22 protein-coding genes are annotated in these 24,786 nt (G+C 70.7%); 10 read left to right on the top strand and 12 right to left on the bottom strand.

What is annotated here, in order from left to right; all coding sequences use genetic code 11:
- Window position 1: 1 nt before the first annotated feature.
- From ACHBTE_RS04760 to hemL, 8 genes are all read right to left on the bottom strand, one after another.
- Window positions 2–406, bottom strand: a complete 405-nt coding sequence (locus ACHBTE_RS04760) for an SRPBCC domain-containing protein (protein ID WP_394722086.1) — start codon at window positions 404–406, stop codon at window positions 2–4.
- Between the two features lie 65 nt (window positions 407–471).
- Window positions 472–1,572: a c-type cytochrome biogenesis protein CcsB gene (gene ccsB / locus ACHBTE_RS04755; RefSeq protein WP_394722085.1), complete on the bottom strand. Its 1,101-nt coding sequence runs from the start codon at window positions 1,570–1,572 to the stop codon at window positions 472–474.
- Window positions 1,569–3,302, bottom strand: a complete 1,734-nt coding sequence (locus ACHBTE_RS04750) for a cytochrome c biogenesis protein ResB (RefSeq protein WP_394722084.1) — start codon at window positions 3,300–3,302, stop codon at window positions 1,569–1,571. Before ACHBTE_RS04750 ends, ccsB begins: the two co-directional genes overlap by 4 nt.
- A gap of 4 nt (window positions 3,303–3,306) precedes the next feature.
- Window positions 3,307–4,074: a cytochrome c biogenesis CcdA family protein gene (locus tag ACHBTE_RS04745; protein WP_394722083.1), complete on the bottom strand. Its 768-nt coding sequence runs from the start codon at window positions 4,072–4,074 to the stop codon at window positions 3,307–3,309.
- 1 nt (window position 4,075) lies between these two features.
- On the bottom strand, window positions 4,076–4,681 hold the full coding sequence (locus ACHBTE_RS04740; protein WP_394722082.1) for a TlpA family protein disulfide reductase: 606 nt from the start codon (window positions 4,679–4,681) through the stop codon (window positions 4,076–4,078).
- A gap of 63 nt (window positions 4,682–4,744) precedes the next feature.
- Complete coding sequence (locus ACHBTE_RS04735) at window positions 4,745–5,989, bottom strand: hypothetical protein (RefSeq protein WP_394722081.1); 1,245 nt, start codon at window positions 5,987–5,989, stop codon at window positions 4,745–4,747.
- 128 nt (window positions 5,990–6,117) lie between these two features.
- A complete protein-coding gene (locus ACHBTE_RS04730; protein WP_394722468.1) occupies window positions 6,118–6,855 on the bottom strand; it encodes a histidine phosphatase family protein in 738 nt (245 codons plus the stop codon).
- Between the two features lie 8 nt (window positions 6,856–6,863).
- Window positions 6,864–8,198, bottom strand: a complete 1,335-nt coding sequence (hemL, locus tag ACHBTE_RS04725; protein ID WP_394722080.1) for a glutamate-1-semialdehyde 2,1-aminomutase — start codon at window positions 8,196–8,198, stop codon at window positions 6,864–6,866.
- Window positions 8,199–8,528: 330 nt separating this feature from the next.
- On the opposite strand from hemL, the gene ACHBTE_RS04720 reads away from it, so the two are divergent.
- The 5 genes from ACHBTE_RS04720 (at window position 8,529) to ACHBTE_RS04700 (ending at window position 13,055) form a co-directional block, all read left to right on the top strand.
- Window positions 8,529–9,170: a hypothetical protein gene (locus ACHBTE_RS04720; protein WP_394722079.1), complete on the top strand. Its 642-nt coding sequence runs from the start codon at window positions 8,529–8,531 to the stop codon at window positions 9,168–9,170.
- Window positions 9,171–9,611: 441 nt separating this feature from the next.
- A complete protein-coding gene (modA, locus tag ACHBTE_RS04715) occupies window positions 9,612–10,442 on the top strand; it encodes a molybdate ABC transporter substrate-binding protein (RefSeq protein WP_394722466.1) in 831 nt (276 codons plus the stop codon).
- The gene (modB, locus tag ACHBTE_RS04710) at window positions 10,439–11,290 is read left to right on the top strand and encodes a molybdate ABC transporter permease subunit (protein WP_394722078.1); all 852 of its coding nucleotides are present in this window, start codon (window positions 10,439–10,441) and stop codon (window positions 11,288–11,290) included. The genes modA and modB overlap by 4 nt, the downstream gene beginning before the upstream one ends.
- Window positions 11,287–12,408, top strand: a complete 1,122-nt coding sequence (locus tag ACHBTE_RS04705; RefSeq protein WP_394722077.1) for an ABC transporter ATP-binding protein — start codon at window positions 11,287–11,289, stop codon at window positions 12,406–12,408. Before modB ends, ACHBTE_RS04705 begins: the two co-directional genes overlap by 4 nt.
- Window positions 12,409–12,635: 227 nt before the next feature.
- Window positions 12,636–13,055, top strand: coding sequence for a molybdopterin-binding protein (locus tag ACHBTE_RS04700; RefSeq protein WP_394722076.1), 420 nt, complete (start codon window positions 12,636–12,638; stop codon window positions 13,053–13,055).
- Window positions 13,056–13,135: 80 nt separating this feature from the next.
- Here ACHBTE_RS04700 and ACHBTE_RS04695 read toward each other — a convergent pair whose 3' ends face one another.
- Window positions 13,136–14,161, bottom strand: coding sequence for a LacI family DNA-binding transcriptional regulator (locus ACHBTE_RS04695; RefSeq protein WP_394722465.1), 1,026 nt, complete (start codon window positions 14,159–14,161; stop codon window positions 13,136–13,138).
- A 309-nt stretch (window positions 14,162–14,470) separates the two neighbouring features.
- On the opposite strand from ACHBTE_RS04695, the gene ACHBTE_RS04690 reads away from it, so the two are divergent.
- The 5 genes from ACHBTE_RS04690 to ACHBTE_RS04670 all read left to right on the top strand — a co-directional run bounded on the left by ACHBTE_RS04690 (window position 14,471) and on the right by ACHBTE_RS04670 (window position 21,173).
- On the top strand, window positions 14,471–15,766 hold the full coding sequence (locus tag ACHBTE_RS04690) for an ABC transporter substrate-binding protein (protein WP_394722075.1): 1,296 nt from the start codon (window positions 14,471–14,473) through the stop codon (window positions 15,764–15,766).
- Window positions 15,767–15,777: 11 nt separating this feature from the next.
- Complete coding sequence (locus tag ACHBTE_RS04685) at window positions 15,778–16,830, top strand: carbohydrate ABC transporter permease (protein ID WP_394722074.1); 1,053 nt, start codon at window positions 15,778–15,780, stop codon at window positions 16,828–16,830.
- The gene (locus ACHBTE_RS04680; RefSeq protein WP_394722073.1) at window positions 16,827–17,660 is read left to right on the top strand and encodes a carbohydrate ABC transporter permease; all 834 of its coding nucleotides are present in this window, start codon (window positions 16,827–16,829) and stop codon (window positions 17,658–17,660) included. Before ACHBTE_RS04685 ends, ACHBTE_RS04680 begins: the two co-directional genes overlap by 4 nt.
- A 70-nt stretch (window positions 17,661–17,730) precedes the next feature.
- Entirely contained in the window at window positions 17,731–19,374 is a 1,644-nt protein-coding gene (locus ACHBTE_RS04675; RefSeq protein ID WP_394722072.1) for a glycoside hydrolase family 13 protein, read from the top strand.
- Window positions 19,375–19,544: 170 nt separating this feature from the next.
- Complete coding sequence (locus ACHBTE_RS04670) at window positions 19,545–21,173, top strand: MFS transporter (RefSeq protein ID WP_394722071.1); 1,629 nt, start codon at window positions 19,545–19,547, stop codon at window positions 21,171–21,173.
- 69 nt (window positions 21,174–21,242) lie between these two features.
- Here ACHBTE_RS04670 and ACHBTE_RS04665 read toward each other — a convergent pair whose 3' ends face one another.
- From ACHBTE_RS04665 to ACHBTE_RS04655, 3 genes are all read right to left on the bottom strand, one after another.
- Entirely contained in the window at window positions 21,243–22,508 is a 1,266-nt protein-coding gene (locus ACHBTE_RS04665; RefSeq protein ID WP_394722070.1) for an ArgE/DapE family deacylase, read from the bottom strand.
- 108 nt (window positions 22,509–22,616) lie between these two features.
- Entirely contained in the window at window positions 22,617–24,050 is a 1,434-nt protein-coding gene (locus ACHBTE_RS04660; RefSeq protein WP_394722069.1) for an ATP-binding protein, read from the bottom strand.
- A gap of 1 nt (window position 24,051) precedes the next feature.
- Window positions 24,052–24,777 carry a response regulator transcription factor gene (locus ACHBTE_RS04655; protein ID WP_394722068.1) on the bottom strand — a complete coding sequence of 242 codons (726 nt, stop codon included), beginning with the start codon at window positions 24,775–24,777 and terminating at the stop codon, window positions 24,052–24,054.
- Between the last annotated feature and the right edge of the window lie 9 nt (window positions 24,778–24,786).

Raw genomic sequence — 24,786 nt, 5'->3', positions numbered from 1 at the left:
GTCAGGGGGCCGCATCGAGCGCGTCCAGCAGCCGCTCGAAGCGCTCGCGCCAGCGCGGCCGGGAGTCCTCCGCGCCCTGGAACTCATGGGTGAAGCGCAGCGCGCTGCCCGTGTCCCCGTCGCGCTCCAGATGGAACCTGATCCGCTCGCCGCTCACCAGCGTGTACTCGGCGATCCGCTCCACGTCCCACGCGGTGATCCGCCCCTCCCCCAGGTCCCGCAGCGTGATCGCGCCACCGAGACGCGGTTCGAACACGTCGGCCGCGGTGAACCAGGACGCGAGGCCGTCCGGCGTCGCCAGTGCGGGCCAGACCGCCTCCATGGACCGGGGAAGCCGCACCAGAAGGTGCAGGATGTGGGTGTTCCCGTGGGTCTGGCTGATGCCCTGTTCCATCGAACCGGTCATGCCACCAGCCTGACCCCGCCAGGCCCGAAATGCACCCCTTACGGCCGCTGACCTGTGTCAGCCCGTCACACGCCGGCGTAGGAGTGCTTGCCGGAGACGAAGATGTTGACGCCGTAGTAGTTGAACAGCCAGCAGCCGAAGGCGATCAGGGCCAGGTAGGCGGCCTTGCGGCCCTTCCAGCCGGCCGTGGCGCGGGCGTGCAGGTAGCAGGCGTAGGCGACCCAGGTGATGAAGGACCAGGTCTCCTTGGGGTCCCAGCCCCAGTAGCGGCCCCAGGCGTCGCCCGCCCAGATGGCGCCCGCGATGATCGTGAACGTCCACAGCGGGAAGACGGCGGCGTTGACGCGGTAGGAGAACTTGTCGAGGGAGGCCGCGGCCGGCAGCCGGTCCAGGACGGAGTTGGCGAACCGTCCGGGGGTGCCGCCGTTCGCGAGCTTGTTCTCGTAGCTGTCCTTGAAGAGGTAGAGCAGCGTGGACATGGCGCCGACGTAGAAGACCGCGCCGCAGAAGATCGCCGTGGAGACGTGGATGTACAGCCAGTACGAGTGAAGGGCGGGCACCAACTGGTCGCTGGCGGTGTACAGGACCGTGACGGCGAGGCCGAGATCGAGAAGGACCGTGGTGATCAGGAACAGCCCGAGCCAGCGCACGTTCTTCTTCAGCGCGAGCAGCGCGAGGTACACGCCGACGGCGACCGTGGAGAAGGTGATGTTGAACTCGTACATGTTGCCCCACGGCGCCCGCTGCACCGACAGAGCCCGGGTGAGCACACCACCGAACTCGATCAGGAAGGCGAGGACGGTGAGGGAGATGGCGATACGCCCGTAGAGGTCGCCCTGCTCGTCGCCCCCGTGCGCGCCGGGCCCGTCGGGCACGTCCCGCTGCCCGGCCGTGGTCCGCACGACGACCTTCGGCCGCTCCAGTACGGCGGTGGAGCCGCCCTTGTTCACGGTGACCGCGGGTGCCTCGGCCCTCTTGGTCTTCGCCGGGGTGAGCGCGGCGGCGGTGCGGCCGACCTTGCTGCGGCTGCCGAAGAGCCATTCGGTGATGTACGCGAAGAAGGCCAGGGTGTAGACGGCCATCGACGAGTAGATCAGCGTGTTGCTGATGCTGGCGAGGTTTTCGTTGGTGGCGGCGGCCAGCTCGGTCGCGGCGGCGAGAGTCACTTCTCAGCCCCTTCGGCAGGTACGACTTGGGGGTCGGGGGAAGCTTCGGATTCTGCGGGGTCGGCGGCGGCGTCGGGCGCGCCCGGGGCCTGCTCGTAGAGGATCGCGGCGAGGTCGCCGAGCTCCTCGGGCACCTTGGCGGACTCGCTGCGGCCGAGCCCCGCCATCTCGACGACGGTGACGCCGTCGGGCCCGGCGGTGGCCCGCACCCAGACGCGGCGGCGCTGGATGAACAAGGAGCCGGCGAGGCCCAGGATCGCGGCGACAGAAGCGGCGAGCGCCCAGCCGCTGCCGGGCTGGCGGGCGACCTGGAAGCCGGCCCATTCCTTGATCTGCTTCTCGAAGGTGATCGAGCCGGCGCCGTTCGGCAGCTTCATGGTCTCGCCGGGCCGCAGGTTCTTCCTGAGCTGCGCGCCCTTGGCGTCCTTGAAGCCCTTCAGGTTCTTCTTGTTCAGCTGGTACACGCTCTGCGGCAGGCCCGCGTTGACCCCGAGGTCCCCGTGGTAGGCCTCCACGTTCATGATCGGGCTGAGCAGCGCGGGGAACTGGGAGGCGAGCTCGTTGCCCTTGACGTAGGTGGGGAGGAAGAAGGCCTGGAAGCCGAGCTGGTCCCATTTGCCCCGGGCGTCGCGGTAGCCGTCCATGACCTTGATCGCGCCGGTGGAGGTGACGTTGCCGTCGAGCGGCAGCAGGGGCACGGCGTCCTGGAAGACGACCTTGCCCTTGCCGTCGCGGACCGTGATGACGGGGGCGTAGCCGTGGCTGACGAGGTAGACCTTCGAGCCGCCGATCTCCAGCGGCTCGTTGACCTTGACGGTGGTCTTCTCCTCCTTGCCGTCGGCGCCCACGCTGTAGACGAGGTCGGCCTCGAAGGTGCGGGGTGTGCCGCGGTTGGGGCCGGTCGGCTCGTAGGTGCCCCTGAAGTTCTTCAGGTCGAAGCTGAAGGGGTCGAGGTCGTCCTGGCCGAAGAGGCTGCCGGACTTGAAGTCGTCGTACTGGGTGAGGGTGTTGGAGAACCCGTCGCCCTCGACGATCAGCTTGTTGCCCTCCGACTTGTACAGCTGGCCCCAGGCGAAGGCGATCAGCATCACGATCAGGGCGATGTGGAAGGCGAGGTTGCCGACCTCGCGCAGATAGCCCTTCTCGGCGGCGACGGCGTCACCGGTGAGGTGGGAGCGGAAGCGGCGCTTCTTCAGCAGGGCGAGGGCGGCCTCGCGGACCTGCTCGGGCTCGGCCTCGGTGCGCCAGGTGGTGTAGGCGGGCAGCCGGGTCAGCCGCCTGGGCGCGGCCGGCGGACGGCCGCGCAGCTGGCCGACGAACTGCCAGGTGCGCGGGACGATGCAGCCGATGAGGGAGACGAACAGCAGGATGTAGATCGCGGAGAACCACACCGAGCTGTAGACGTTGAAGAGGCCGAGCTTGTCGTAGATCGGCGCGAGCGTCTCATGGGCCTTGCGGAACGCGGCGACCTTGGTCTCGTCGATGCCGGTCTGCGGGATGAGCGAGCCGGGGATGGCGCCGAGCGACAGCAGCAGGAGCAGCAGCAGCGCGACCCGCATCGAGGTGAGCTGGCGCCAGAACCAGCGGGCCCAGCCGATCACGCCGAGGGAGGGCAGGCCGGCGATCTCTTCGACGGGGGCGGTGGAGAGCTGGGAGCCGGCGGCGCCCAGCTCCTGGTCCTCGGCCCGGCCCGGGGTGTTGTCCGGCGGGCTGGTCTTGGTGTCGCTCATCGAGTCAGATCCCCACAGTGAAGCCGTTGGACCAGACCTGCATCTCCTGCACGATGCGGTCCCACGCGCCGGTCAGCAGCAGCACACCGGTCGCGATCATCATGATGCCGCCGGTGCGCAGCACCCAGACGTAGTGGCGCTTGACCCAGGCGAAGGCGCCGAGGGCCTTGCGGAAGGCTACGGCAGTGAGCACGAACGGGATGCCGAGGCCGAGGCAGTAGGCGACGGTCAGTATGGCGCCGCGTCCGGCGCTGGCCTCGGTGAAGGCGAGCGTCTGCACGGAGGACAGGGTCGGTCCGATGCAGGGCGCCCAGCCGATACCGAAGAGGGCGCCGAGCAGCGGTGCCCCGGCGAGGCCGGTGGCCGGCCTGGTGTGGAAGCGGAACTCGCGCTGGCTGAGCCAGGGCATCAGGCCCATGAAGAAGACGCCCATGAGGACCATGAGGACGCCGAGGACCTTCGTCAGGACGTCCTTGTTCTCCTGGAGCGTCGAGCCCCAGTAACCGAACAGGGCGCCGCCGGAGACGAACACGGCGGTGAAGCCGAGCACGAAGAGGGAGGCGCCGGCGACCATCCGCCCGCGCCGCGCCTCGGCCAGATCGGTGCCGCTGACGCCAGTGACATAGGAGAGGTAGCCGGGGACGAGCGGCAGGACGCACGGGGAGAAGAAGGAGACGAGACCGCCGAGCACGGCGATCGGCAGCGCGAGCAGCAGCGCACCGTGCAGCACGGTGCCGTTGTACTCCGCGGCGAGCGTGGACACTGCGCTCACGTCACTTCTCCGCGAGGACGGGCTTGATCATGTCCCGCAGCCGCTCCTCGCTGAGGCCCTGGAGGGCCCGCGCCGCCAGCCTGCCCTCGCGGTCGATGACGAGCGTGGAGGGGATCAGCTGCGGGTTGAGCGTGCCCTTCTTGAAGCGGAGCATCTGCTTGCCCGTGGGGTCGTAGAGGCTCGGGTAGGTGACCCCGAACTCCTTCTCGAAGGCTTTCGCGGAGGTGAGGTTGGTGTCCCGGGTGTTGATGCCGACGAACTCGACACCCTGGTCCTTGACGTCCTCGTAGACGGTCTGGAAGTTCTTCGCCTCGGCCCGGCAGGGCGGGCACCACGATCCCCAGATGTTGATGACGAGGACCTTGCCCTTGTAGTCGGCGGTGCTCAGCTGCTCACCGTCGATGGTCTTGCCGGACAGCTCGGGCGCGGCGTCCCGGTTGTCCTGCGACACCGTGGCGATGCCGTTGTTGCCGGTGACGAAGTTGGTGTCGCCGCCGCCCCCGGACGTACCGCCCGAACTGCACGCGGACAGCGTCAGCGCGGCAACGGCTGCGCTGGTGGTGGCGAACAGGGCGACACGGCTTCGGGCGCGACGGGCGGCACTCATGTGAAAAGTTTCGCATGCCCGTTCTGGGGATCTTGCGCACCCCCCTTGCGGGCGAAAACGCCCCTATACGAGCGCCTTCCAGCCCCCGGCGGGCTTCTGCCCGACCTCCAGGGTGCGCAGCTTGTCGAGCACCTCCGGCTTCTGTACGTCCATCCAGTCCACGAACTGCCGGAAGGAGACGAGCCGGACGTCGCCGCCCTTCTCCTTTTCCCGCGCGATGTGCTTGAGGGCCTCCTCGACGGCGTCCATGTAGATGCCGCCGTTCCACTGCTCGAAGTGGTTGCCGACGAAGAAGGGTGCCCGATTTGTCTCGTACGCCCGCTTGAAGCCCTGGATGTACGCCTGCGCCGACTGCTCACGCCAGCCCGGGTAGTTGTGGCTGGGCGCGTTCGTCGAGTTGATCGACTGGTTGGCGAGCATGTTGTAGTCCATCGACAGGACCTCGAAGCCGCGGCCGGGGAAAGGTATCTGCTGCAACGGCAGATCCCACAGCCCCTGCTTCTTCACCGGCCACACCTGGCGACCGCCGGGCGAGGAGGCGTCGTAGCGCCAGCCGAGCTCGCGTGCGGTGGGCAGCAGGTTGTCCTGGCCCAGCAGACAGGGGGTGCGCCCGCCGACGAGCTCCTTGTCGTAGTCGAAGGGGAGCGACGGCAGGTCGGTCCACCCGCTGTTGGTCCGCCACTCCTTCACGAAGGACTTGGCCTGGTCTATCTCGCTGCGCCACTGCTTCGGGGTCCAGTTGCCGACCGTTCCGGTGCCGTCGCAGAAGTGCCCGTTGAAGTGGGTGCCTATCTCATGGCCCTCGAGCCAGGCGCGGCGGACGTTCTTCAGCGTCGCCTTGATGTGGTCGTCGGTGAGGTAGCCGATGGCGGAGGCGCCGCGCGGGTTGTTCGGCGGTTCGTAGAGGCGCTTCTTCGACTCGGGGAGCAGGTAGATCCCCGAGAGGAAGAAGGTCATGTGCGCCTCGTGCTCCTTGGCGAGGTCGAGGAAGCGCGGGAAGAGGCCGTTGCCGACCTCGCCGGCGCCGTCCCAGGAGAAGACCACGAACTGCGGCGGCTGCCGGCCCGGCTCCAGCGGTTCGGGCTTGGCCGGCTGCTTGGGCTGCTTGCCGGTGTACGAGGTGGAGCCGTCGCCGATGGGGCGGGCCGGGTCGGACTGGGGGCCGTGCCGGTTGTCCTGCCTGCCCCCGGAACCCCCGGTGCCGTTCGACTCGTCCGACGACGTGAGGGTGCCGCAGCCGGCGAGACCGGCAGCCGCCGCGGCACCCGCACCGAGCCCGAGCATTCCCCTTCGGGTGAGCGTGCGCATTGCATCCCCATTCGTACACATCCGCTGGTGGTCACCCAGTCAGAGGACGTGTGGAACGGGGAGGTTCCGTGAGCTAGTACATAGTTCGTAATAAATGTCACGAACATGTACCAGAAGGGGGGAATCGCTCAGGCGCCGAAGGCCTTGCCCTTCCCCTTCGCCGGCCTCGCTCCCGCGCGCAGATGGGCCGGAACAAGGTCGATGGCGGGCTCGGTGTAGCCGACGGACACGATCCTGTCGCCCTGGTACGTGAAGGTCGTCAGGGACGCCAGCGTGCACTGCCGCTTGCGCGGGTCGTGCCACAGCCGCCGCTTCTCGACATAGCTGCGCACGATCCAGATCGGCAGCTGATGGCTGACCAGCACGGCCTCGTGCCCGCGCGCGGCGTCCTTGGCGGAGCCGAGCGCGCCCATCATGCGGATGACCTGGTCGACGTACGGCTCGCCCCAGGACGGCTTGAAGGGGTTGAACAGATGCTTCCAGTTCTCGGGCTTCTTCAGGGCCCCGTCCCCGACACCGAAGGTCTTGCCCTGGAAGACGTTGTCGGCCTCGATGAGCCGCGCGTCGGTCGCCAGGTCCAGCCCGTGCGCCTTGGCGATCGGCGTCGCGGTCTCCTGCGCCCGCTCCAGCGGGGAGGCGCAGACGTGGGTGATGTCACGGGAGGCCAAGTGCTCGGCGACCCGGTCGGCCATCTGCCGCCCCAGCTCCGACAGGTGGTACCCGGACAGCCGGCCGTAGAGGATCCCGTCCGGGTTGGCTACCTCGCCGTGCCGCACGAGGTGGACGACGGTGATGTCTCCGTCGCTGTGCCCGGAGCCCCGCTCGCCGCCGACGCTCTTCTCGACGCCGCCCGCGCTCTTGCCCATGTCGTCGCTCATGCCGCCGTGGCCTCCGCCGCCGCTCGGGCCGCCGCCGGGAGAGCGTCGGCGATCCGCTGGACCGCCCGCTCGTCGTGGGCCGTGGACACGAACCAGGACTCGAAGGACGAGGGCGGCAGATAGACGCCCTGCTCCAGCATCGCGTGGAAGAAGGCGGTGAAGCGGAAGGACTCCTGGCGCTTGGCGTCCTCGTAGTTGCGCACGTCCCGGTCCAGGAAGAACACGGAGAACATGTTGGAGGCGTTCTGCAGCCGGTGCGCGACGCCTTCCTTGGTGAGGGCCTCGGTCACGAGCGACTGGACGGTCTCCGACACGGCGTCGATCTTGTCGTACGCGGCCTGGTCGAGGAGCCGCAGCTGGGCGAGGCCCGCGGCGGTGGCGACCGGGTTCCCGGAGAGGGTGCCGGCCTGGTAGACGGGCCCGGCGGGCGCGAGGTGCGCCATCACATCGGCGCGACCGCCGAACGCGGCGGCCGGGAAGCCGCCTCCCATCACCTTGCCGAAGGTCATCAGATCCGGCTTGACCCCGTCGACGCCGTACCACCCGGCGCGGCTGGTCCTGAAGCCCGTCATGACCTCGTCGGAGATGTACAGGGCGCCGTTCTTGCGGCAGGCGTCCTTCAGACCCTCGTTGAAACCGGGCTGCGGCGGGACGACGCCCATGTTGCCGGGCGAGGCCTCGGTGATGACACAGGCGATCTCACCGGGATAGCGGTGGAAGGCCTCGTGGACGGACTCGAGGTCGTTGTACGGCAGGACGATGGTGTCGCCGGCCTGGGCCCCCGTCACACCCGGGGTGTCGGGCAGGGCGAAGGTGGCGACGCCGGAGCCGGCCGCGGCGAGCAGCGAGTCGACGTGCCCGTGGTAGCACCCGGCGAACTTGATCACCTTGGACCGCTGGGTGAACCCGCGGGCGAGGCGGATCGCGGACATCGTGGCCTCGGTCCCGCTGGAGACGAGCCGCACCTGCTCCAGCGGCTCGATCCGGTCGACCATCTCCTCGGCGAGCGCGACCTCGCCCTCACCGGGGGTGCCGAAGGAGGTGCCCCGGGAGACGGCGTCCTGGACGGCGGCGACGACCTCGGGGTGCGAGTGCCCGAGGATCATGGGCCCCCAGGAGCAGACGAGGTCGACGTACTCGCGCCCGTCCGCGTCGGTCAGCCAGGGACCGGTGCCGGACACCATGAACCGGGGCGTACCGCCCACGGCACGGAAGGCGCGCACCGGGGAGTTCACGCCGCCCGGCGTGACGGTGGCCGCACGGTCGAACAGGGCCTGCGAGGCAGGCGCATCGTATGGATAGGGCGTTCCTGAAGAGGGCGCTTCGCTCATGACCTGCGACTACTCCGACCTTCTCTGACCTTCTCCGACGTATCTCGGACTCCGGTTGCCAGTGACCTCCTCAGGGTAGGCCAGCGGAAGGTGACGCCGGCCGGGCCCGTCGCCCGGCGACCGGTCTCACAGCGGCTCAGCCCCGCGATCTGCGAGACTGGGCGTGATACACACAGCTCATGCGGGGTGTGATGTTCAGGGACCGGAAAGATCCCGCGGACAGGTGTTTCAACGCACGTTTCGGCGGGCGGCCGTGGGGGAGGTCACTGACACGATGATCGGGTTGCGCGGCGGGGGCCACGGGTCCTAGAAAAGCAGTCGGGTGGAGATATGCATCGCGGTGGCGGACTGGGCGAGGGGACTGATGACCTGGGTCCTCGACGTGCCCGGCGGGGAAGGCACCGGCGCGACGCGGAGGATTCGAACGAACCACGTCAGGGACACGTAGTACCGGATATGCCGGGTGTACCGAACGAGTCAGAGCGGGCCGACCGTCACAGTGATCGGCTGAGGGCGAGCAGGAATGGTGGTCGGGTGGGGGTGACGTACAAGTACTTCGGCGCGCCGGACGGTGCGACCGCGGCCCGCGTCCCCATCTCGATGCGCCCCGAGGAACTCGGCGGCGACGAACTCGGCATGAACGGCATGTTCACCAAGATCAAGCCGGAGACGATGGCCGCGATGGTCCTGACCGGCATCGAAGGCGTCCCGCTCCACAAGGTCCCGCCCCTGGAACTGGTCGTCCTGCACCCCGACTACGCGGTGGTCAAGCTCCCGATGACGGTCGTGGACCCCCTGCGCGGCATAGGAGAGGAAGCGGTCGGCGCGGCGGCGTTCATCTGGTCGACGGTCCCGGACCGGGGCGGGCCCCGGGATGCGTTCAACGTGTATCAGCTGCTGCATGAGTGGCAGGACTTCAGCCATCGGTTGCATGAGGCGGGGCATCAGCCGTATTGCTTGGTGTGGCCCTGAGCTGGGGTTCCTTGTGTGCGGGCGGGGTTTTCGAACCCCGCCTTTTTCATGCCCGTGACGGGCGGCGGAACCGGTGGGCGCTTGACTGACGACTCGCTCGCCCTGGACACCCTGTACGAACGCACATGCCAACCTCATGGATCCCAGTCCCGGCTCATGCGAAGAAACAGGGGACTTTTCCCTTGCAACTGCGGCAGTATCATCGGCGCATGAACACCTTCCGGATCGAGGACGGGAAACCCCCCGCCGATCGCGACGAGCCGGGGCACCGGGTCATCCCCGGACCGGCGTGACCGAGTCGGCCGACGTGGTCGTCGAGAGCGCGTGACGGCCCGCCAGGAACGCAGGTGCCGGGTCCGCAGGGACCGCGGCGCCGCAGGTGTCGTGTCCGCCATGCCCAGTAGTGATCGCGTCCGCGAGGACCAGAGGGAGTACATCGTGATGACCCGTGCCGCGCGCCGGACCCACCGCCCCGTCCGGGCGGCCGTTCTGACAGCCGCCGCGCTGCTGGCCCTGGGGGCCTGCTCCTCGTCCGGCTCGGACCCGGCCTCGGGCAAGTCGGGCTCCGCCGCGTCCGCCTCCGGCTCGGGCAAGCTCTCCGGCACGGTGACCGTGTTCGCCGCCGCCTCGCTGAAGGAGAGCTTCACGACGCTGGGCAAGCAGTTCGAGAAGGAGCACCCCGGCACGAAGGTGACGTTCAGCTTCGGTGGCAGCGACTCGCTCGCCGCGAGCATCACCGGCGGCGCCCCGGCGGACGTGTTCGCCTCGGCCAGCCCCAAGACGATGAAGATCGTCACGGACGCCGGCGACGCCTCGGGGACGCCTGCCACCTTCGTCCGCAACGAGCTGGAGATCGCCACCCTGCCCGGCAACCCGGACAAGATCGACTCCCTCGAGGACCTCACCGGGCCCGGCCTGAAGGTCGTGCTCTGCGACAAGGAGGTGCCCTGCGGCGCCGCCGCCCAGAAGGCCCTGGACGCGAGCAAGCTGAAGCTCACGCCCGTCTCCTACGAGCAGGACGTCAAGGCCGCCCTCACCAAGGTCGAGCTGAAGGAGGCCGACGCCGCCGTCGTCTACAAGACCGATGTGCACGCGGCGGGCGACAAGGTGGAGGGCGTGGAGTTCCCCGAGTCCGCCGACGCCGTCAACGACTACCCGATCACCCTGCTCAAGGACGCCCCCAACGCCGAGGCCGCCAAGGCGTTCGTCGCGCTCGTGCGCTCCGCCGAGGGCCAGAAGGTCCTGACCGCGGCCGGGTTCCTCAAGCCGTGACCTCGACCGACGGGCCCGCCGAAGCCGCGGCCGACACCCTGCGGGGTGGGCCGCGGCGCCGGCGTGTGCGGACCGGCGTCCCGCTGCCCCTGCTGCTGCCCGCCCTGCTCGGCCTGGCGTTTCTCGTGGTGCCGCTGATCGCCCTTCTGGTACGGACCCCCTGGCGCGCCCTCCCCGAGCAGCTGGCCAGCGCCGAGGTGTGGCAGGCGCTCCAGTTGTCGCTGCTGTGCGCCACGGCGGCGACCGCGGTGAGCCTGGTGCTCGGGGTGCCGCTGGCCTGGCTGCTGGCGCGGGTGGAGTTCCCCGGCCGCGGTCTCGTACGGGCACTGGTCACGCTGCCCCTCGTCCTGCCCCCGGTGGTGGGCGGTGTGGCGCTGCTGATGGCGCTCGGCCGCAACGGCATCGTCGGGCAGTGGCTGGACTCCTGGTTCGGCATCACCCTGCCCTTCACCACCGCGGGTGTCGTGGTCGCCGAGGCGTTCGTCGCGATGCCGTTCCTGGTCATCAGCGTCGAGGGCACCCTGCGCGCCGCCGACCCCCGCTACGAGGAGGCGGCCACCACGCTGGGCGCCTCCCGCTTCACCGCGTTCCGCCGGGTCACACTGCCGCTCATCGCGCCGGGTATCGCGGCCGGGGCGGTTCTGGCCTGGGCCCGGGCGCTCGGCGAGTTCGGCGCGACCATCACCTTCGCCGGCAACTTCCCCGGCCGCACCCAGACCATGCCGCTCGCCGTCTATCTCGCCCTCCAGAGCGATCCGGCGGCGGCCATCGCCCTCAGCCTGGTCCTGCTCGCCGTGTCCATCGCGGTCCTGGCCGGACTGCGTGACCGCTGGATGACCGCCTCATGACCGACATCGCGAAGAGCACTCCGGGAGCCGCCGCGCCGTCCGGATCGAGCGTCGAGACCGGTGCGGCCGGTCCGGCCGGTGCGGGGCTCGACACCCGGCTGGTGGTCGAGCGCGGCTCCTTCCGGCTCGACGTGGCACTGACCGCCGCACCCGGCGAAGTCGTCGCCCTCCTCGGCCCCAACGGCGCCGGCAAGACCACCGCCCTGCGGGCTCTCGCCGGGCTGCTGCCGCTGACCGGCGGCCATCTCCGGCTGGACGGCGTCGAGTTGGACCGTACGCCGCCCGAATCCCGCCCGGTCGGCGTCGTCTTCCAGGACTATCTGCTCTTCCCGCACCTCACCGCGCTCGACAACATCGCCTTCGGCCCGCGCTGCCACGGCGCCACCAGGGCGCAGGCCCGTGCGCAGGCCGCCGAGTGGCTGGAGCGCATGGACCTCGCCGCCCACGCCGGTGCCAAACCCCGCCGCCTCTCCGGCGGGCAGGCCCAGCGCGTCGCCCTCGCCCGCGCCCTGGCCACCCACCCCCGCCTGCTCCTCCTCGACGAGCCGCTCGCCGCTCTCGACGCCCGCACCCGGCTCGAGGTCCGTGCCCAACTCCGGCACCATCTGGCCGGGTTCGAGGCGGTGGCCGTACTCGTCACCCATGACCCGCTGGACGCGATGGTCCTGGCCGACCGCCTCGTGGTCATCGAGGACGGCCATGTCGTCCAGGAGGGCACACCTGCCGACATCGCCCGCCGCCCCCGCACGGACTACATCGCCCATCTGGTCGGCCTCAACCTCTACCGGGGTCGGGCCGAAGGGCACACGGTCCACATCGACGGCGGACCCGGGATCACCATCAGCGAGGACCTCACCGGTCCGGTCTTCGTCGCCTTCCCGCCGAGCGCGGTCACCCTCCACCGCGACCGGCCCACCGGCTCCAGCGCCCGCAACGTCTGGCGGTGCGCGGTGGCGGGGCTGGAGACCCACGGCGACCAGATCCGCGCCGGCCTCACCGGCGAACTCCCCCTCGCCGCCGACCTCACCACGGTCTCCGCCGCCGAACTCGACCTCCACCCCGGAGCCACGGTCTGGGCATCGGTGAAAGCGGCCGAGACCCACGCCTATCCGGCCTGAGAGCCACCGGGGCTCCGCGAGGGGGGCGCACGCCCGCGGCCGGCCCTGACCCGTCGACCCCGGTGTGCGAGGGCTCGCGCGACAGCGGACTCGCGGTTGCGAGGAGGTCGGCGCGGAAGCGTCCTCGCCGGGCTACGGTGAGCCGTAGATCGGCATCAACTTGAACGAATCGCCCACTTTCCTGCAGCGCTTGCTTCCTCTCCCCTCCCCCTTGCGAGGCACCCACCATGAGCCTGAGCATCCGCAACCAGATCCCCGGCACCGTCACGGCAGTCACCCCCGGGGAGGCCATGGCCACGGTCAAGGTCCGTCTCGACGGCGGCCAGTACGTCACCGCCGCCATCACCCTGGACGCCGTCAAGGAACTCGGCCTGGCCACCGGCTCCGCCGTGCAGGCCCTCGTCAAGGCCACGGAGGTTGCGCTGGCCACCGGCCCGGTCGAGGGACTGTCCATCCGCAACCGGCTGGCCGGCACCGTGCGCGGGGTCACGTCGGGCGCCGCCATGGCGTCGGTCCGGGTCTCGGTGGAGGGCGGGGAGCTGACCGCCGCGATCACCGAGGACGCGGTCGCCGAGCTCGGCCTGGCCGAAGGCACCGCCGTGACCGCCCTGTTCAAGTCCACGGAGGTCTCGCTCGCGACCGTCTGAGCTCCGGACGCGCCCTGCTGTCGAGGCCCGCGGGGACCGGGAGCTGAGGCGAGACCGGGAGGGCTCGTGCCCGGCGGGGTTCAGCCGGTGCGGCCCTCGTCACCCTGGGGCGCCGGCGGTGGGGCCGTGGTGCCGCGGGGGATCAGATGCGTCGGCAGTACGACGTGCCGGACATGGTCCGCGTCGGAGTCGTCGATGAGGGCCAGGGCCAGTTCGCCGGCCTCACGGCCCAGGTCCGAGGGCGACTGGGCCACGGTGGTCAGGTCGAACCAGTCGGCGATGGGCTGGTCGTCGAAGCCGAGGACGGAGACGCGTTCGGGCACCGGGATCTGGGTCCTGCGCAGCGTCCACATCGTGGCCACGGCGACCTCGTCCTGCTCGGCGAAGACGGCGGTGGGCGGCTCACGCAGGCTCAGCAGCCGGCCGAGGGCCTCGGCGGTGGTGCGCTTGTCGCCGGACAGGGTGGAGACCACCAGGTCGGCGTCGAGCGGAAGGCCGGCTTCGGTGAGGGCCTGCTGGTAGCCGAGCAGCCGTTCGTTGGAGCTGAACGAGAAGCCGCTGGCGCCCACGGTCTGCATGAAGGCGATGCGACGGTGGCCGAGGTTGAGCAGATGCCGGGTGCCGTGCACGGCGGCGGCCACGTCGTCGACGTAGACGCTCGGGCGGCCCTCGACGTGCTGGCTGACGTAGATCACCGGCATACCGAGGTTGTCCAGGCTCGCGCTCTCCTCGTCGGTGAGGTCGAAGCAGAACACCAGGAGCGCATCGGCGTTGCGGCGGGCCGGGAGGCGTTCGAAGAACGAGGTGCGCGCCGCCAGGTCGGGGATCACATAGACGTTCAGCTCCAGGCCGGCCGCCCGCAGCAGCGGGGCCAGGCTGGACAGGGCGGCCCCCATGAACCACGACTGGAGCGTGGGGACCATCACCGCCACGTTCCCGGTGCGGCCTGTGACAAGGCTTGCGGCCTGGCGGGACACGGCGAAGTTCAGCTCGCGCGCCGCCTGCTCCACGCGGGCGCGGACCTCCGGGGAGACCGTGGACAGGCCGCGCAGTGTGCGCGAAACGGTGGATGTGGAGACCCCGGCTCGTTCGGCCACGTCGGCCATCGTGGGGTGCCGCTGAGCTGGTGGCATGAGCGGACGGTAGCACAAGCGGCACGATTCGCGAGCTCATCGAGACAGCGCTTTCATGCACCGTAAACCATCTCCCGCATCGCATTACCGCGTGGTAACGCATTGACTTCTGGCAAATGTGGCCCCTAGCTTGCAAGCGTTGTCACGCAGGAGCCGCTCAGATGATCCATGAGCCGCCAGTAGGGGCAATGACCTGCGGATTTGATCTGAGAACAGCATGACAACGCGGTCTCGCAACCGGGACAGACAGTCACGTACGACCTCGTACGACCAGGAGACACCGTGAAGACCACATCCACCAGAGCGTTCCAGCATGCGGCCGTGATCGCCGTCGGCGCCCTTCTCCTCACCGCCTGCGGCTCGTCCGACGACGGCGCCGCGGGGCAGGCCGGGCCGGGCAGCTTCGAGGGCCGGGGGCCCATCACGTACGTGGCCGGCAAGGACACCACCGGCTCGGTCCAGCCGATGCTCGACCGCTGGAACAAGCTGCACCCCGACGAGAAGGTCACCTTCATCCAGCTGCCGACGGACCCGGACGCGCAGCGCCAGCAGATGATCCAGAACGCGGAGACGAAGTCCGACGCCTATACGGTGCTCTCGCTCGACGTCGTGTGGACGTCGGAGTTCGCCGCCCACCGGTGGATCGACCAGCTGCCCGAGAAGCGGTTCCCGCTGGGGAAGATGCTGAAGCCGGTCGTGGAGACGGCCAAGTACCGCGACGGCCTGTACGCGGTCCCGGCCAGCTCCGACGGCGGCATGCTGTACTACCGCACCGACCTGCTGAAGAAGGCCGGGGTCAGCGAGCCGCCGGCCACCTGGGCCCAGATGAAGGCCGCCTGCGCCAAGGTGAAGAAGCTGCCCGAGGCCAAGGACATGTCCTGCTACGCCGGGCAGTTCCAGAAGTACGAGGGCCTGACCGTCAACTTCGCCGAGGCCGTCAACTCCGCGGGCGGCGTCGTCACCGACGCCGCCGGCAAACCGGACGTCGACACACCGGAGGCGAAGAAGGGCCTGGACTTCCTCGTCGACTCCGTCAAGGACCGCACCATCCCCAAGGAAGGCATCACCTACCTGGAGGAGGACGGCCGCCAGGCGTTCCAGTCCGGCAAGCTGATCTTCCTGCGCAACTGGCCGTACGTGTACTCCCTCGCCGGCAAGAGCGACATCAAGGGCAAGTACGCCGTCGCCCCGCTGCCCGGCCTGGACAGCCCCGGCTCCTCCAGCCTCGGCGGCCACAACCTGGCCCTGTCGTCCTTCGCGAAGAACAAGGCCACGGCACTGGACTTCATGAAGTTCTTCAGCAACGAGGACAACGCGGCCACCTTCCTCAAGGACGCCTCCCTCGCCCCGCCGTACGCCTCCCTGTACGACGACAAGGCGCTCATCGAGCAGTACCCCTACCTGCCGGTGCTCAAGGAGTCCATCCTGCGCGCCGTGCCCCGGCCCCGCGTCGTGAGCTACGGCGACGTGACCTCGGCGGTGCAGCAGGAGGCGTACGCCGCGCTGTCCGGGAGCAAGAGCAGCGACCAGGCGCTGAAGGACCTCCAGAAAGCCCTGCAGAAGTCCGACGGGCAGTGAGGAGCGGGGAGATGGCCGACACCAAGACCCCGCCCGCGGTCACCGTGGTGGAGCGGGAGCCCCTCGAGCAGGCGGCCCGCCGCCGTACGAGCCGCGTGCCCCGCGCGACCTCGGGCTCGGCGCGGATGGCCGCGATGCTGGTGTCCCCGACGCTGCTGGTGCTGACGATCGTCGTGCTCTATCCGACGCTCATGGCACTGAACGAGTCGCTGTACGGACCCAAGGGGCTGGACCCCGAGACCGGGTTCATCAGCGCGACCGAGCCGTTCGTCGGGCTGCGCAACTACGCCGACATCTTCGGCGAGGCCGGGGAGCGGTTCTGGAACGCCTTCTGGAACACCACGTTCTTCACGGTCGTCACCGTCGCCCTGGAGACGCTGGTCGGGGTGGCGATGGCCCTGATCATGCACAAGGCGTTCCGGGGCCGCGGTCTGGTCCGCGCCGGGATCCTGGTGCCCTGGGCGGTGCCCACGGCCATCTCCGGACTGCTGTGGCGGTGGATCTTCAACAGCGACGGCATCGCCAACGCGCTGATCGGCCATCAGGTCCTGTGGACCACCGAGGGCTTCCACGCCAAGGTGGCGGTCATCGTCGCCGAGGTGTGGAAGACGGCCCCCTTCATCGGACTGCTGGTACTCGCCGGCCTCCAGGTGATCCCGAAGGAGGTCTACGAGGCCGCCCGCATCGACGGGGCGAGTCCGGTACGGCAGTTCTGGCACATCACGCTGCCGCTGGTGAAGCCGGCGCTGCTGGTGGCGATGCTGTTCCGCTGCATGGACGCGCTGCGGATGTTCGACCTGCCGTACATCCTCGTCGGCGCCCAGAAACACTCGGTGGAGACCCTGTCGATGCTCGCGCAGAACGAGGCGTCCAACGTCCGCTTCGGCCCGGCCTCGGCGTACTCGGTGCTCCTCTTCCTCTACGTCTTCCTCGTCGCCCTGGCCTTCGTGCGGCTGCTCGGCGCCGACCTGATCGGCGACGCCGGCGGCGCCTCGGGCACACGTAAACGCAAGGGCGGGCGCCTACGGCTGCTCGCCGCGCGCCGGACGGAGGTGGCGGCATGACCCTCACGGCGAAATGGCGCAGCGGCCTGCTGTACGCCGGTGTCATCGTGGTCGTGGCCTACTGTCTGGCCCCCTTCTACTGGATGCTGGTCTCCAGCCTGCGCCGCACCTCGGACATCTTCGACACCTCACTGCTGCCCACCACGGTGTCGTTCGAGAACTACCGCGCGGTGTTCGACCCGGCGCAGGGATTCGGCCGCGCGCTGCTCAACAGCCTCGTCGTGGCCGGGATCACGACCGTTCTGGCGCTGCTGCTGGCGACGTTCACGGCGTACGCGATGGCCCGGCTGGAGTTCCGTTTCAAGCGGCTGATCCTGACCCTGATCATCGCCACCTCGATGTTCCCGGTGGTGTCGATCGTGGTCCCGCTGCTGAAGCTGTTCACCGATCTGGGCTGGATCAACACCTACCAGGCCATGATCGTGCCGAGCATGTCCTTCGCGCTGCCGCTGGCGGTGTGGAACCTGACCACGTTCTTCCGGCAGATGCCGGACGAGCTGGAGCACGCCGCCATGGTCGACGGCTGCACCCGCGGCCAGGCATTTCGCAGGGTCATCATCCCGCTCGCGGCGCCGGGCATCTTCACCACCGCGATCATCACGTTCATCGCGGCCTGGAACGAGTTCCTCATCGCCCTGTCGATGACCAACAAGCCGGACATGCAGACCGCACCGGTGGCCATCTCGAAGTTCACCGGCGCGACGACGTACGAGACCCCGTTCGGCAGCCAGATGGCCGCGGGCGTCCTCGTGACCGTGCCCCTGGTGGTCATGGTGCTGCTCTTCCAGCGCCGCATCGTGGCCGGGCTCACGGCCGGCGCGGCGAAGTAGACGGTGTCCCTCCCCCCACGTTCTGCCCTCTTTCCCTGTCTCCCTCCGACTCCCAAGGAGCTACCCGACCGTGTCCCCCACCGCACCCTGGTGGCGCAGCGCCGTCATCTACCAGGTCTACATCCGCAGCTTCGCCGACGGCAACGGCGACGGCGTCGGCGACATCGCCGGCATCCGCTCCCGGCTGCCGTATCTGAAGTCCCTCGGCGTGGACGCCATATGGATCAACCCGTGGTACAAGTCGCCGATGGCCGACCACGGTTACGACGTGGCGGACTTCCGCGAGATCGACCCGCTGTTCGGCACGGTCGAAGAGGCCGAGCGGCTCATCGAGGAGGCCCACGAGCACGGGATCCGAGTCGTCCCGGACATCGTGCCCAACCACACCTCCGACCAGCACGCGTGGTTCCGGGCGGCGCTGGCCGCCGGGCCCGGCAGCCCGGAGCGCGAGCGGTACGTGTTCCGGCCGGGCCGGGGTGCCGACGGCGCGCAGCCCCCCAACGACTGGGTCTCCTGCTTCGGCGGCCCGGCGTGGACGCGGCTGCCCGACGGCGAGTGGTACCTGCACCTGTTCGCGCCCGAGCAGCCGGACCTCAACTGGGAGCACCCCGAGGTCCGCGCGGAGTTCGAGTCGGTGCTGCGCTTCTGGTTCAGCCGGGGCGTGGACGGCTTCCGTATCGACGTCGCCCATGGGCTGATCAAGCACCCGGAGCTGCCCGACCTGCCGCCGCGGCAGGACGCGGCCGAAGGACGGCGTACGCGGCACGTCGAGCACCCGCACTGGGACCGTGACGAGGTCCACGACGTCTACCGGGCCTGGCGCAAGGTGGCCGACGAGTTCCCCGGCGACCGCTGCTTCGTCGCCGAGGCCTGGGCGGACACTCCCGAGCGCCTCGCCGCCTACGTCCGCGCGGACGGCCTGCACACCGCGTTCAACTTCGACTTCCTGATGTCCACTTGGGAGCCCAAGGACCTGCGCACGGTCATCGACGACTCGCTCGCCATGCTCGGCTCGGTGGGCGCGCCCGCCACCTGGGTGCTGTCCAACCACGACGTCGTACGCCACACCACCCGCTACGGCCGCCCCAGCCCGGCCGAGCGCTGGGTGGCCAACGGCGTCTATCGCGCCGAGGGCCCCCTGGACCTGGAGCTGGGCACCCGGCGCGCCCGTGCCGCCGCCCTGCTCATGCTGGCCCTGCCGGGTGGTGCCTACGTCTACCAGGGCGAGGAACTCGGCCTGCCCGAGGTCGAGGACCTGCCCGAGTCCGCCCTCCAGGACCCGGTCTGGGAACGTTCCGGCCACACCCAGCGGGGGCGCGACGGCTGCCGGGTCCCGATCCCGTGGTCCGGCACCACCGCCCCGTACGGCTTCAGCGCCGAGGACGCCACGGCGCAGCCCTGGCTGCCCCAGCCGTCCGACTGGGCCGGCCTCGCCGTGGCCGCCCAGAGCGGTGACCCGGACTCGATGCTGGAGCTGTACCGCACGGCCCTGCGGCTGCGCCGCGAGCACCCGGCCCTCGGTGACGGCGCCTTGACCTGGCTGGACGCCCCTGCCGAGATCCTGGCCTTCCGCCGCGACCCGGGTTTCGTGTGCGTGGTCAACCTCTCGGCCCAGCCGTACCGGCTGCCCGACCACGAGGCCGTCCTGCTGAGCAGCGGGCCCGTCGAGGGCGGCATGCTGGCGCCGGATCAGGCGGCCTGGCTGAGCGTGTGACGCTCCACCCCGGTCCACCAGGGCCTGTCCGGGTCTCCACGCCCCGCTGATCGGACAGGCCCTGGTTCGGTGGCCTCCTCCGGCCCCACACCTGGGGCGGGACGACAACCCGATGACCCGTGCGCACCGCCTGTGATGCGACGCCCACCGGTCGGCCGCAGACTGGAGCGATGAGTGGCACGCACCTTGGGCGTGGCGAGAACGCGTCCGTGAACCGGCCGGCACCACGCCAGACCCTGGCACTCGCGGCGATGATGTTCGCCGTGTCGATGACGTTCATCGACCAGACCATCGTCTCCATCGCCGCCCCCGACATCACCCGGGAACTCGGCCTTTCGTCGTCCGGCATGCAGTGGGTGGTGAACGCCTATCTGCTCTCCCTGGCCGCGTTCTTCGCGCTGGGCGGCCGGCTCGCGGACCTGTACGGACCGCGCCGCGTGGTCGTCATCGGCACCGTGGTGTTCGTCGTCTCGTCGGTGCTGTGCGGCTGTGTCCCCGAGGGCGACGTGGCACAGGGCTGGCTCATCGGCTTCCGGGCCACTCAGGGCTTCGGGGCGGCACTGCTCTTCCCCGCGGCACTGGCCGTCGTGGTGGCGGTGTTCCCACCCGACCGGCGCGGACGCGCCCTCGCGCTGTTCTTCGGCGTCTCCGGCGCCCTGACCGCCATCGGGCCGCTCCTCGGCGGCTGGCTCACCTCATGGACCTGGCGGGCGGTGTTCTGGGTCAACGTCCCCGTGGCCGTCGTGGCCCTGATCCTCACCGGGATGGCTCACATCTCCGACCGCAGGCGTGAAGGCACCCTCGACGTGCCAGGCGCCGTGCTGATGGCCCTCGGCATGGGTCTGAGCGTCCTCGGCTTCCAACAGGCCTGGGCGTGGGGCTGGGACAGTGCCGCGACCTGGGTCTGCATCGCGGGCGGGCTGCTGGTCCTCGCCGTGTTCGTCCGTTACGAACGGGGCGTGCGGCAGCCGTTGATCGATCTGCGTGTTTTCAAGGACAGGGCGTTCACCGTGGACGCGCTCGTGCTGTTCTTCGCGATGCTGGCCTTCGTACCGCTGTTCTTCTTCGCCTCGGTGTACGCCCAGGTCTCCCTCAGCGCCTCCCCGAACCAGGCGGCGCTGTTCCTGCTGTACGTCTTCGTGGGGTTCGCCATCGCCTCGCAGTGGGGCGGCCGGATCCTCGACAAGCAGGGCGCGCGTCCGGCGCTGAAGATGGGCGGGGTGCTGGGCGCCGTCGGTTTCGCGCTGTGGGCGGGCAAGCTCACCGATCTGTCCATGCACGACCAGTGGCCGTACGCGTGTCTGGCCGGCGCCGGCATCGGCTTCATCCTGGCCCCCGCCTCCACCGACGCCGTCAACCGGGCCATCGGCCCCTCCTACGGCGAGGTCACGGGCATCACCCAGACCGTCCGCAACTTCGCGGCGGCCGTGGGCCTGGCCGTCTTCGGCACGATCCTGACCCATGTCACCAACTCCAACATCGTGAAGACCCTGGAGGGCCAGGGCCTGCCCTCGGACGTGGCGAACGAGGTGGCCCGCGACGTCAGCGAGTCCGTCACGGGCACCGGCGACTCCCGCCCACCCACCGGTACGGGGACCTCCGACGAGGCGATGCGGGACGCGATGGACGCCGTACGCATGGACTTCGCCGAGGCCAACCAGTGGGTGTTCTACGGCATGGCCATCGCGCTGGGCATCGCCTTCCTGTGCGCCCTGCGCCACCCGGGCGGTCGCGCGGCCCCGGCCGAGGAAGCGGCGGAAGCGCGGACGCCCACACCGACACCGGCACAGCCCGGGTGAGGCGGCCGTCGACACCGGACTGCCCAGGGCGCGCTCAGGAGTTCGCCGGCGCCGGAGCACGGTGCCGGCTCACTTGGTGCCGACGGTCCGCAGCACCGTGACGGCCAACGTCCGCGCCACCTGCACCACTTCGGCCACCGACACCTGCTCCCGGGCGCTGTGCGCCACCCGGATGTCCCCCGGCCCGAACTGGAGCGTGGGTATCCCCGCCCCCGCGTACAACCGCAGATCGCTCCCGTACGGCGCCCCGCACTCCCGCATCCCCGCCGCTCCCCCGGCGTCGGCGTGGGCGCCTCGCAGAACGTCCGGCAGCGGGTGCCCCGCCGGGAGCCGCCCGCTGGCGAACTGGCCGCCCGGCCAGGTCACGGCCGCCGGATGCGCCCGCAGCCAGGGGTCGTCGGCACACGCCCGCGCCACGCACCGCTCGAACGCGGACCGCGCCTCGGCCGGGTCCTCACCCAGCCGTACGCCCAACCGTCCCTCGGCGACCAGCAGATCGGGCACGCTGCTCGCCCAGTCCCCGGCGCGCACGGTCCCCACCGACAGGGCGTAGGGGATCGGGTGCTCGGCCATCAGCGGGTCGGCGTCCCGGTTGCGCTCGGCCTCCAGGCGGGCCAGGGCCCGGTGCAGCGGCACATAGGCGTCGATCGCGCTGACGCCCTCGTCGCGGGCGCTGCCGTGCGCCGCCCTGCCGGGCACGGTGAGGCGGAAGGTCAGCGCGCCCGCGTTGGCGGTGACGAGGGCGCCGCCGGTCGGCTCGGTGATGACGCAGAGGTCCCCGCGGTGGCCGCGGCGCAGCGTGCCGAAGGCGCCGAGGCCGCCGTCCTCCTCCCCCACCACGAAGTGCACGCCGACCCGCCCGCGCAGCCGCACCCCGGCGGCCCGGATCGCGGTGAGCGCGGCGAGGTGGGCGACCAGCCCGGCCTTCATGTCGCAGGCCCCGCGCCCATGGACGACGTCCCCGGCCACCCTCGGCGCGAACGGGTCACCGTGCCACGCCGCGAGGTCCCCGGGCGGTACGACGTCCACATGGCCCTGGAGGACGAAGGTGGGCCCGTCCCCGCCGTCCTGCGTCACCCCGACCAGGCCCCAGGCTTCCTCGCGCTCGGCCTCCGTTCCCGGGAACTCCGGGTCCGCGCGCAGCGCGTCCAGGTCCATGGACCACAGATCGACGTCCAGCCCGAGCCGTCCGAGCCGCCCGGCCAGCAGATGCTGGAGCTCGGACTCGGCCGCGCTGCCGGTCACGCTCGGCACCGCGATCAGCTCCAGCAGTGTCCGCCCGATCCCGGCCTCGTCGATCTGCGCCAGGACGGCGCCCTCCACGTCACTCAGCACGCCGACGTCCCTCCCCTCACCCGCGCCCACGGGCACGCTGCCCGGGGCCCCGAGGAGATGGTCGCCCAAAACGCGGGACGAGCAAGAGGGTGGGCGAAGGCAGCCCGGTCAGCCGGAGCCGCCCACCGTGAAGCCGATCACCGTGCCGCCCCCGTCCCGCCGGAAGGCGAACGGCGCTCCCGCGTGGGCCAGCGCCACCTCCCGCACGATCGACAGGCCCAGCCCCGATCCGGGCAGCGACCGGGCGTCGGCGGCGCGGTAGAACCGGTCGAAGACCCGGATCAGATCGTCCTCGGCGATGCCCGGCCCCCGGTCGAGGATCTCGACCCGTACGGTGCCGGGACGGGCGGGCCCGGCGACGTTGATCTCGATGGGTGAGGTGCCGTCGCGGTCGAACTTCGCGGCGTTCTCCACCAGGTTGGTCACCGCCCGCTGAAGCATCGCCGGCCGCCCCTCGGCCGTGGTGTCCCCGCCGGCCCGGACCACGATCCGCCGCCCGGTACGCCGCCGGGTGAGCCCGGCCACCTCCTCGGCGATGTCGGCGAGGTCCACCCGCTGGACCGGCTCGGTGTCGGACTGCCCGGCCGCCAGGTCGACCAACTCGTTGACCAGGTCGGTCAGTTCGCGCGCCTCCTGGCCGAGGTCGGCCACCAGCTCGTCCCGGGTCGCGGGCGGCAGCTCGTCGATGCGGCGCAGCAGGGAGATGTTGGTGCGCAGGGAGGTCAGGGGGGTGCGCAGCTCGTGGCCCGCGTCCTGCACGAGCCGCCGCTGGTCCTCCTCCGACTGGGCCAGCCGCCCCAGCATGCGGTCGAAGGCCCGGCCCAGCCGGCCGACCTCGTCGTGGCCCGCGACCGGCACCTGGATGCCGAGGCGGCGGGTGCGGGCGACGCCCTCGGCGGCGGCGGTGAGGACGACGAGGCGGCGGGTGATGCGCCGGGCCAGCCACCAGCCGAAGAGCCCGGCGAGCGTCACCACGGCCGCCATCAGCAGCAGGGTCCGCTGTTGCAGGGCGCGCAGCAGATCCTCGGTGTCGCTGAACTCCTGGGCCACCTGCACCGCGCCCCGTCCCTCGCCGAGCGCGACGGTCGCGATGCGGTAGACGTCGCTGTCGACGCCGACGTCCTTGTGCTGGATCATCCGCCCGGCCGTCGCGTCGGTCGCGATCCGCCGGTCGGCGGCCGTGACCGGCAGCCCCGGTCGGCCGGGGTCGACGACCGTGCCGTCCGGGCCGAGCACCTGCACATCGGTGCGGGCGGGTCGTACGAGATCGTGCCCCGGCGCGGAGGAGGAGAAGTCCCCCGGCGTCATCGGCCGCTGCCGGACCTCGCCCCGCAGATCCTGTACGACCTCGGAGAACACGGACTCCTGGTCCACCCGCACCAGCCGGGCGGCGGCTGTGTACGACAGCAGACCGACCAGGACGGTGACCACGGCGGTCACGGCCGCGAAGGAGACGGCGAAGGTGGTGCCGAGGCCGGTGCGGCGGCGCCCCGTCAGCAGACGCCCGAGCCGTCGGCGGGCCGGGCCGTGTCCGCGGCCCACCTCAGTCCTCCCGCAGCACGTAACCCACCCCGCGCACCGTGTGGATCAGCTGCGGGGCGCCGGGCTCGTCGAGCTTGCGGCGCAGGTAGCCGACGTAGACGGCGAGGTTCTTGGAGCCGGGCCCGAAGTCGTAGCCCCAGATGCGGTCGTAGATGGTGCCGTGGTCGAGGACGATGCCGGCGTTGCGCACCAGGAGCTCCAGCAGCTCGAACTCGGTCCGCGTCAGTTCCAGCTCCCGCGCGCCCCGCCACGCCCGCCGCGCCTGCGGGTCCATGCGCAGCCCGGCCCCCTCGATCAGCCGCCCGGACGGCTCGGCGGCGGCCTGCTTCGGTACGTCGGCGGGGGCGGGGGCGCCCGCGTCGGCGGCGCGGCGCAGCAGAGCGCGCAGCCGGGCGAAGACCTCCTCGACGTCGAAGGGCTTGACGACGTAGTCGTCGGCGCCGGCGTCCAGGCCGGCGATGCGGTCCTGGGTCTCCACGAGCGCGGTCAGCATCAGGATCGGGGTGCGGTCGCCCTCGGCGCGCAGGACCCGGCAGACCTGGAGGCCGTCGATGCCGGGCATCATCACGTCCAGGACGAGCACGTCCGGGGGTGTGCGGTGGGCCTGCGCCAGCGCCTCGACGCCGTCGGCGACCGCGGTGACCTGGTAGCCCTCCAGGGTCAGCGCGCGCTCCAGCGCGTTGCGGATGGCGCGGTCGTCTTCGGCGAGGAGAACAGTCGGGGGCACGGGGTTCAT

Source organism: Streptomyces sp. M41 (assembly GCF_043673425.1).
GTDB lineage: Bacteria > Actinomycetota > Actinomycetes > Streptomycetales > Streptomycetaceae > Streptomyces.
Note: the sequence above shows the minus strand (reverse complement) of the source record. Positions and strands in the feature narration are given on the sequence as shown.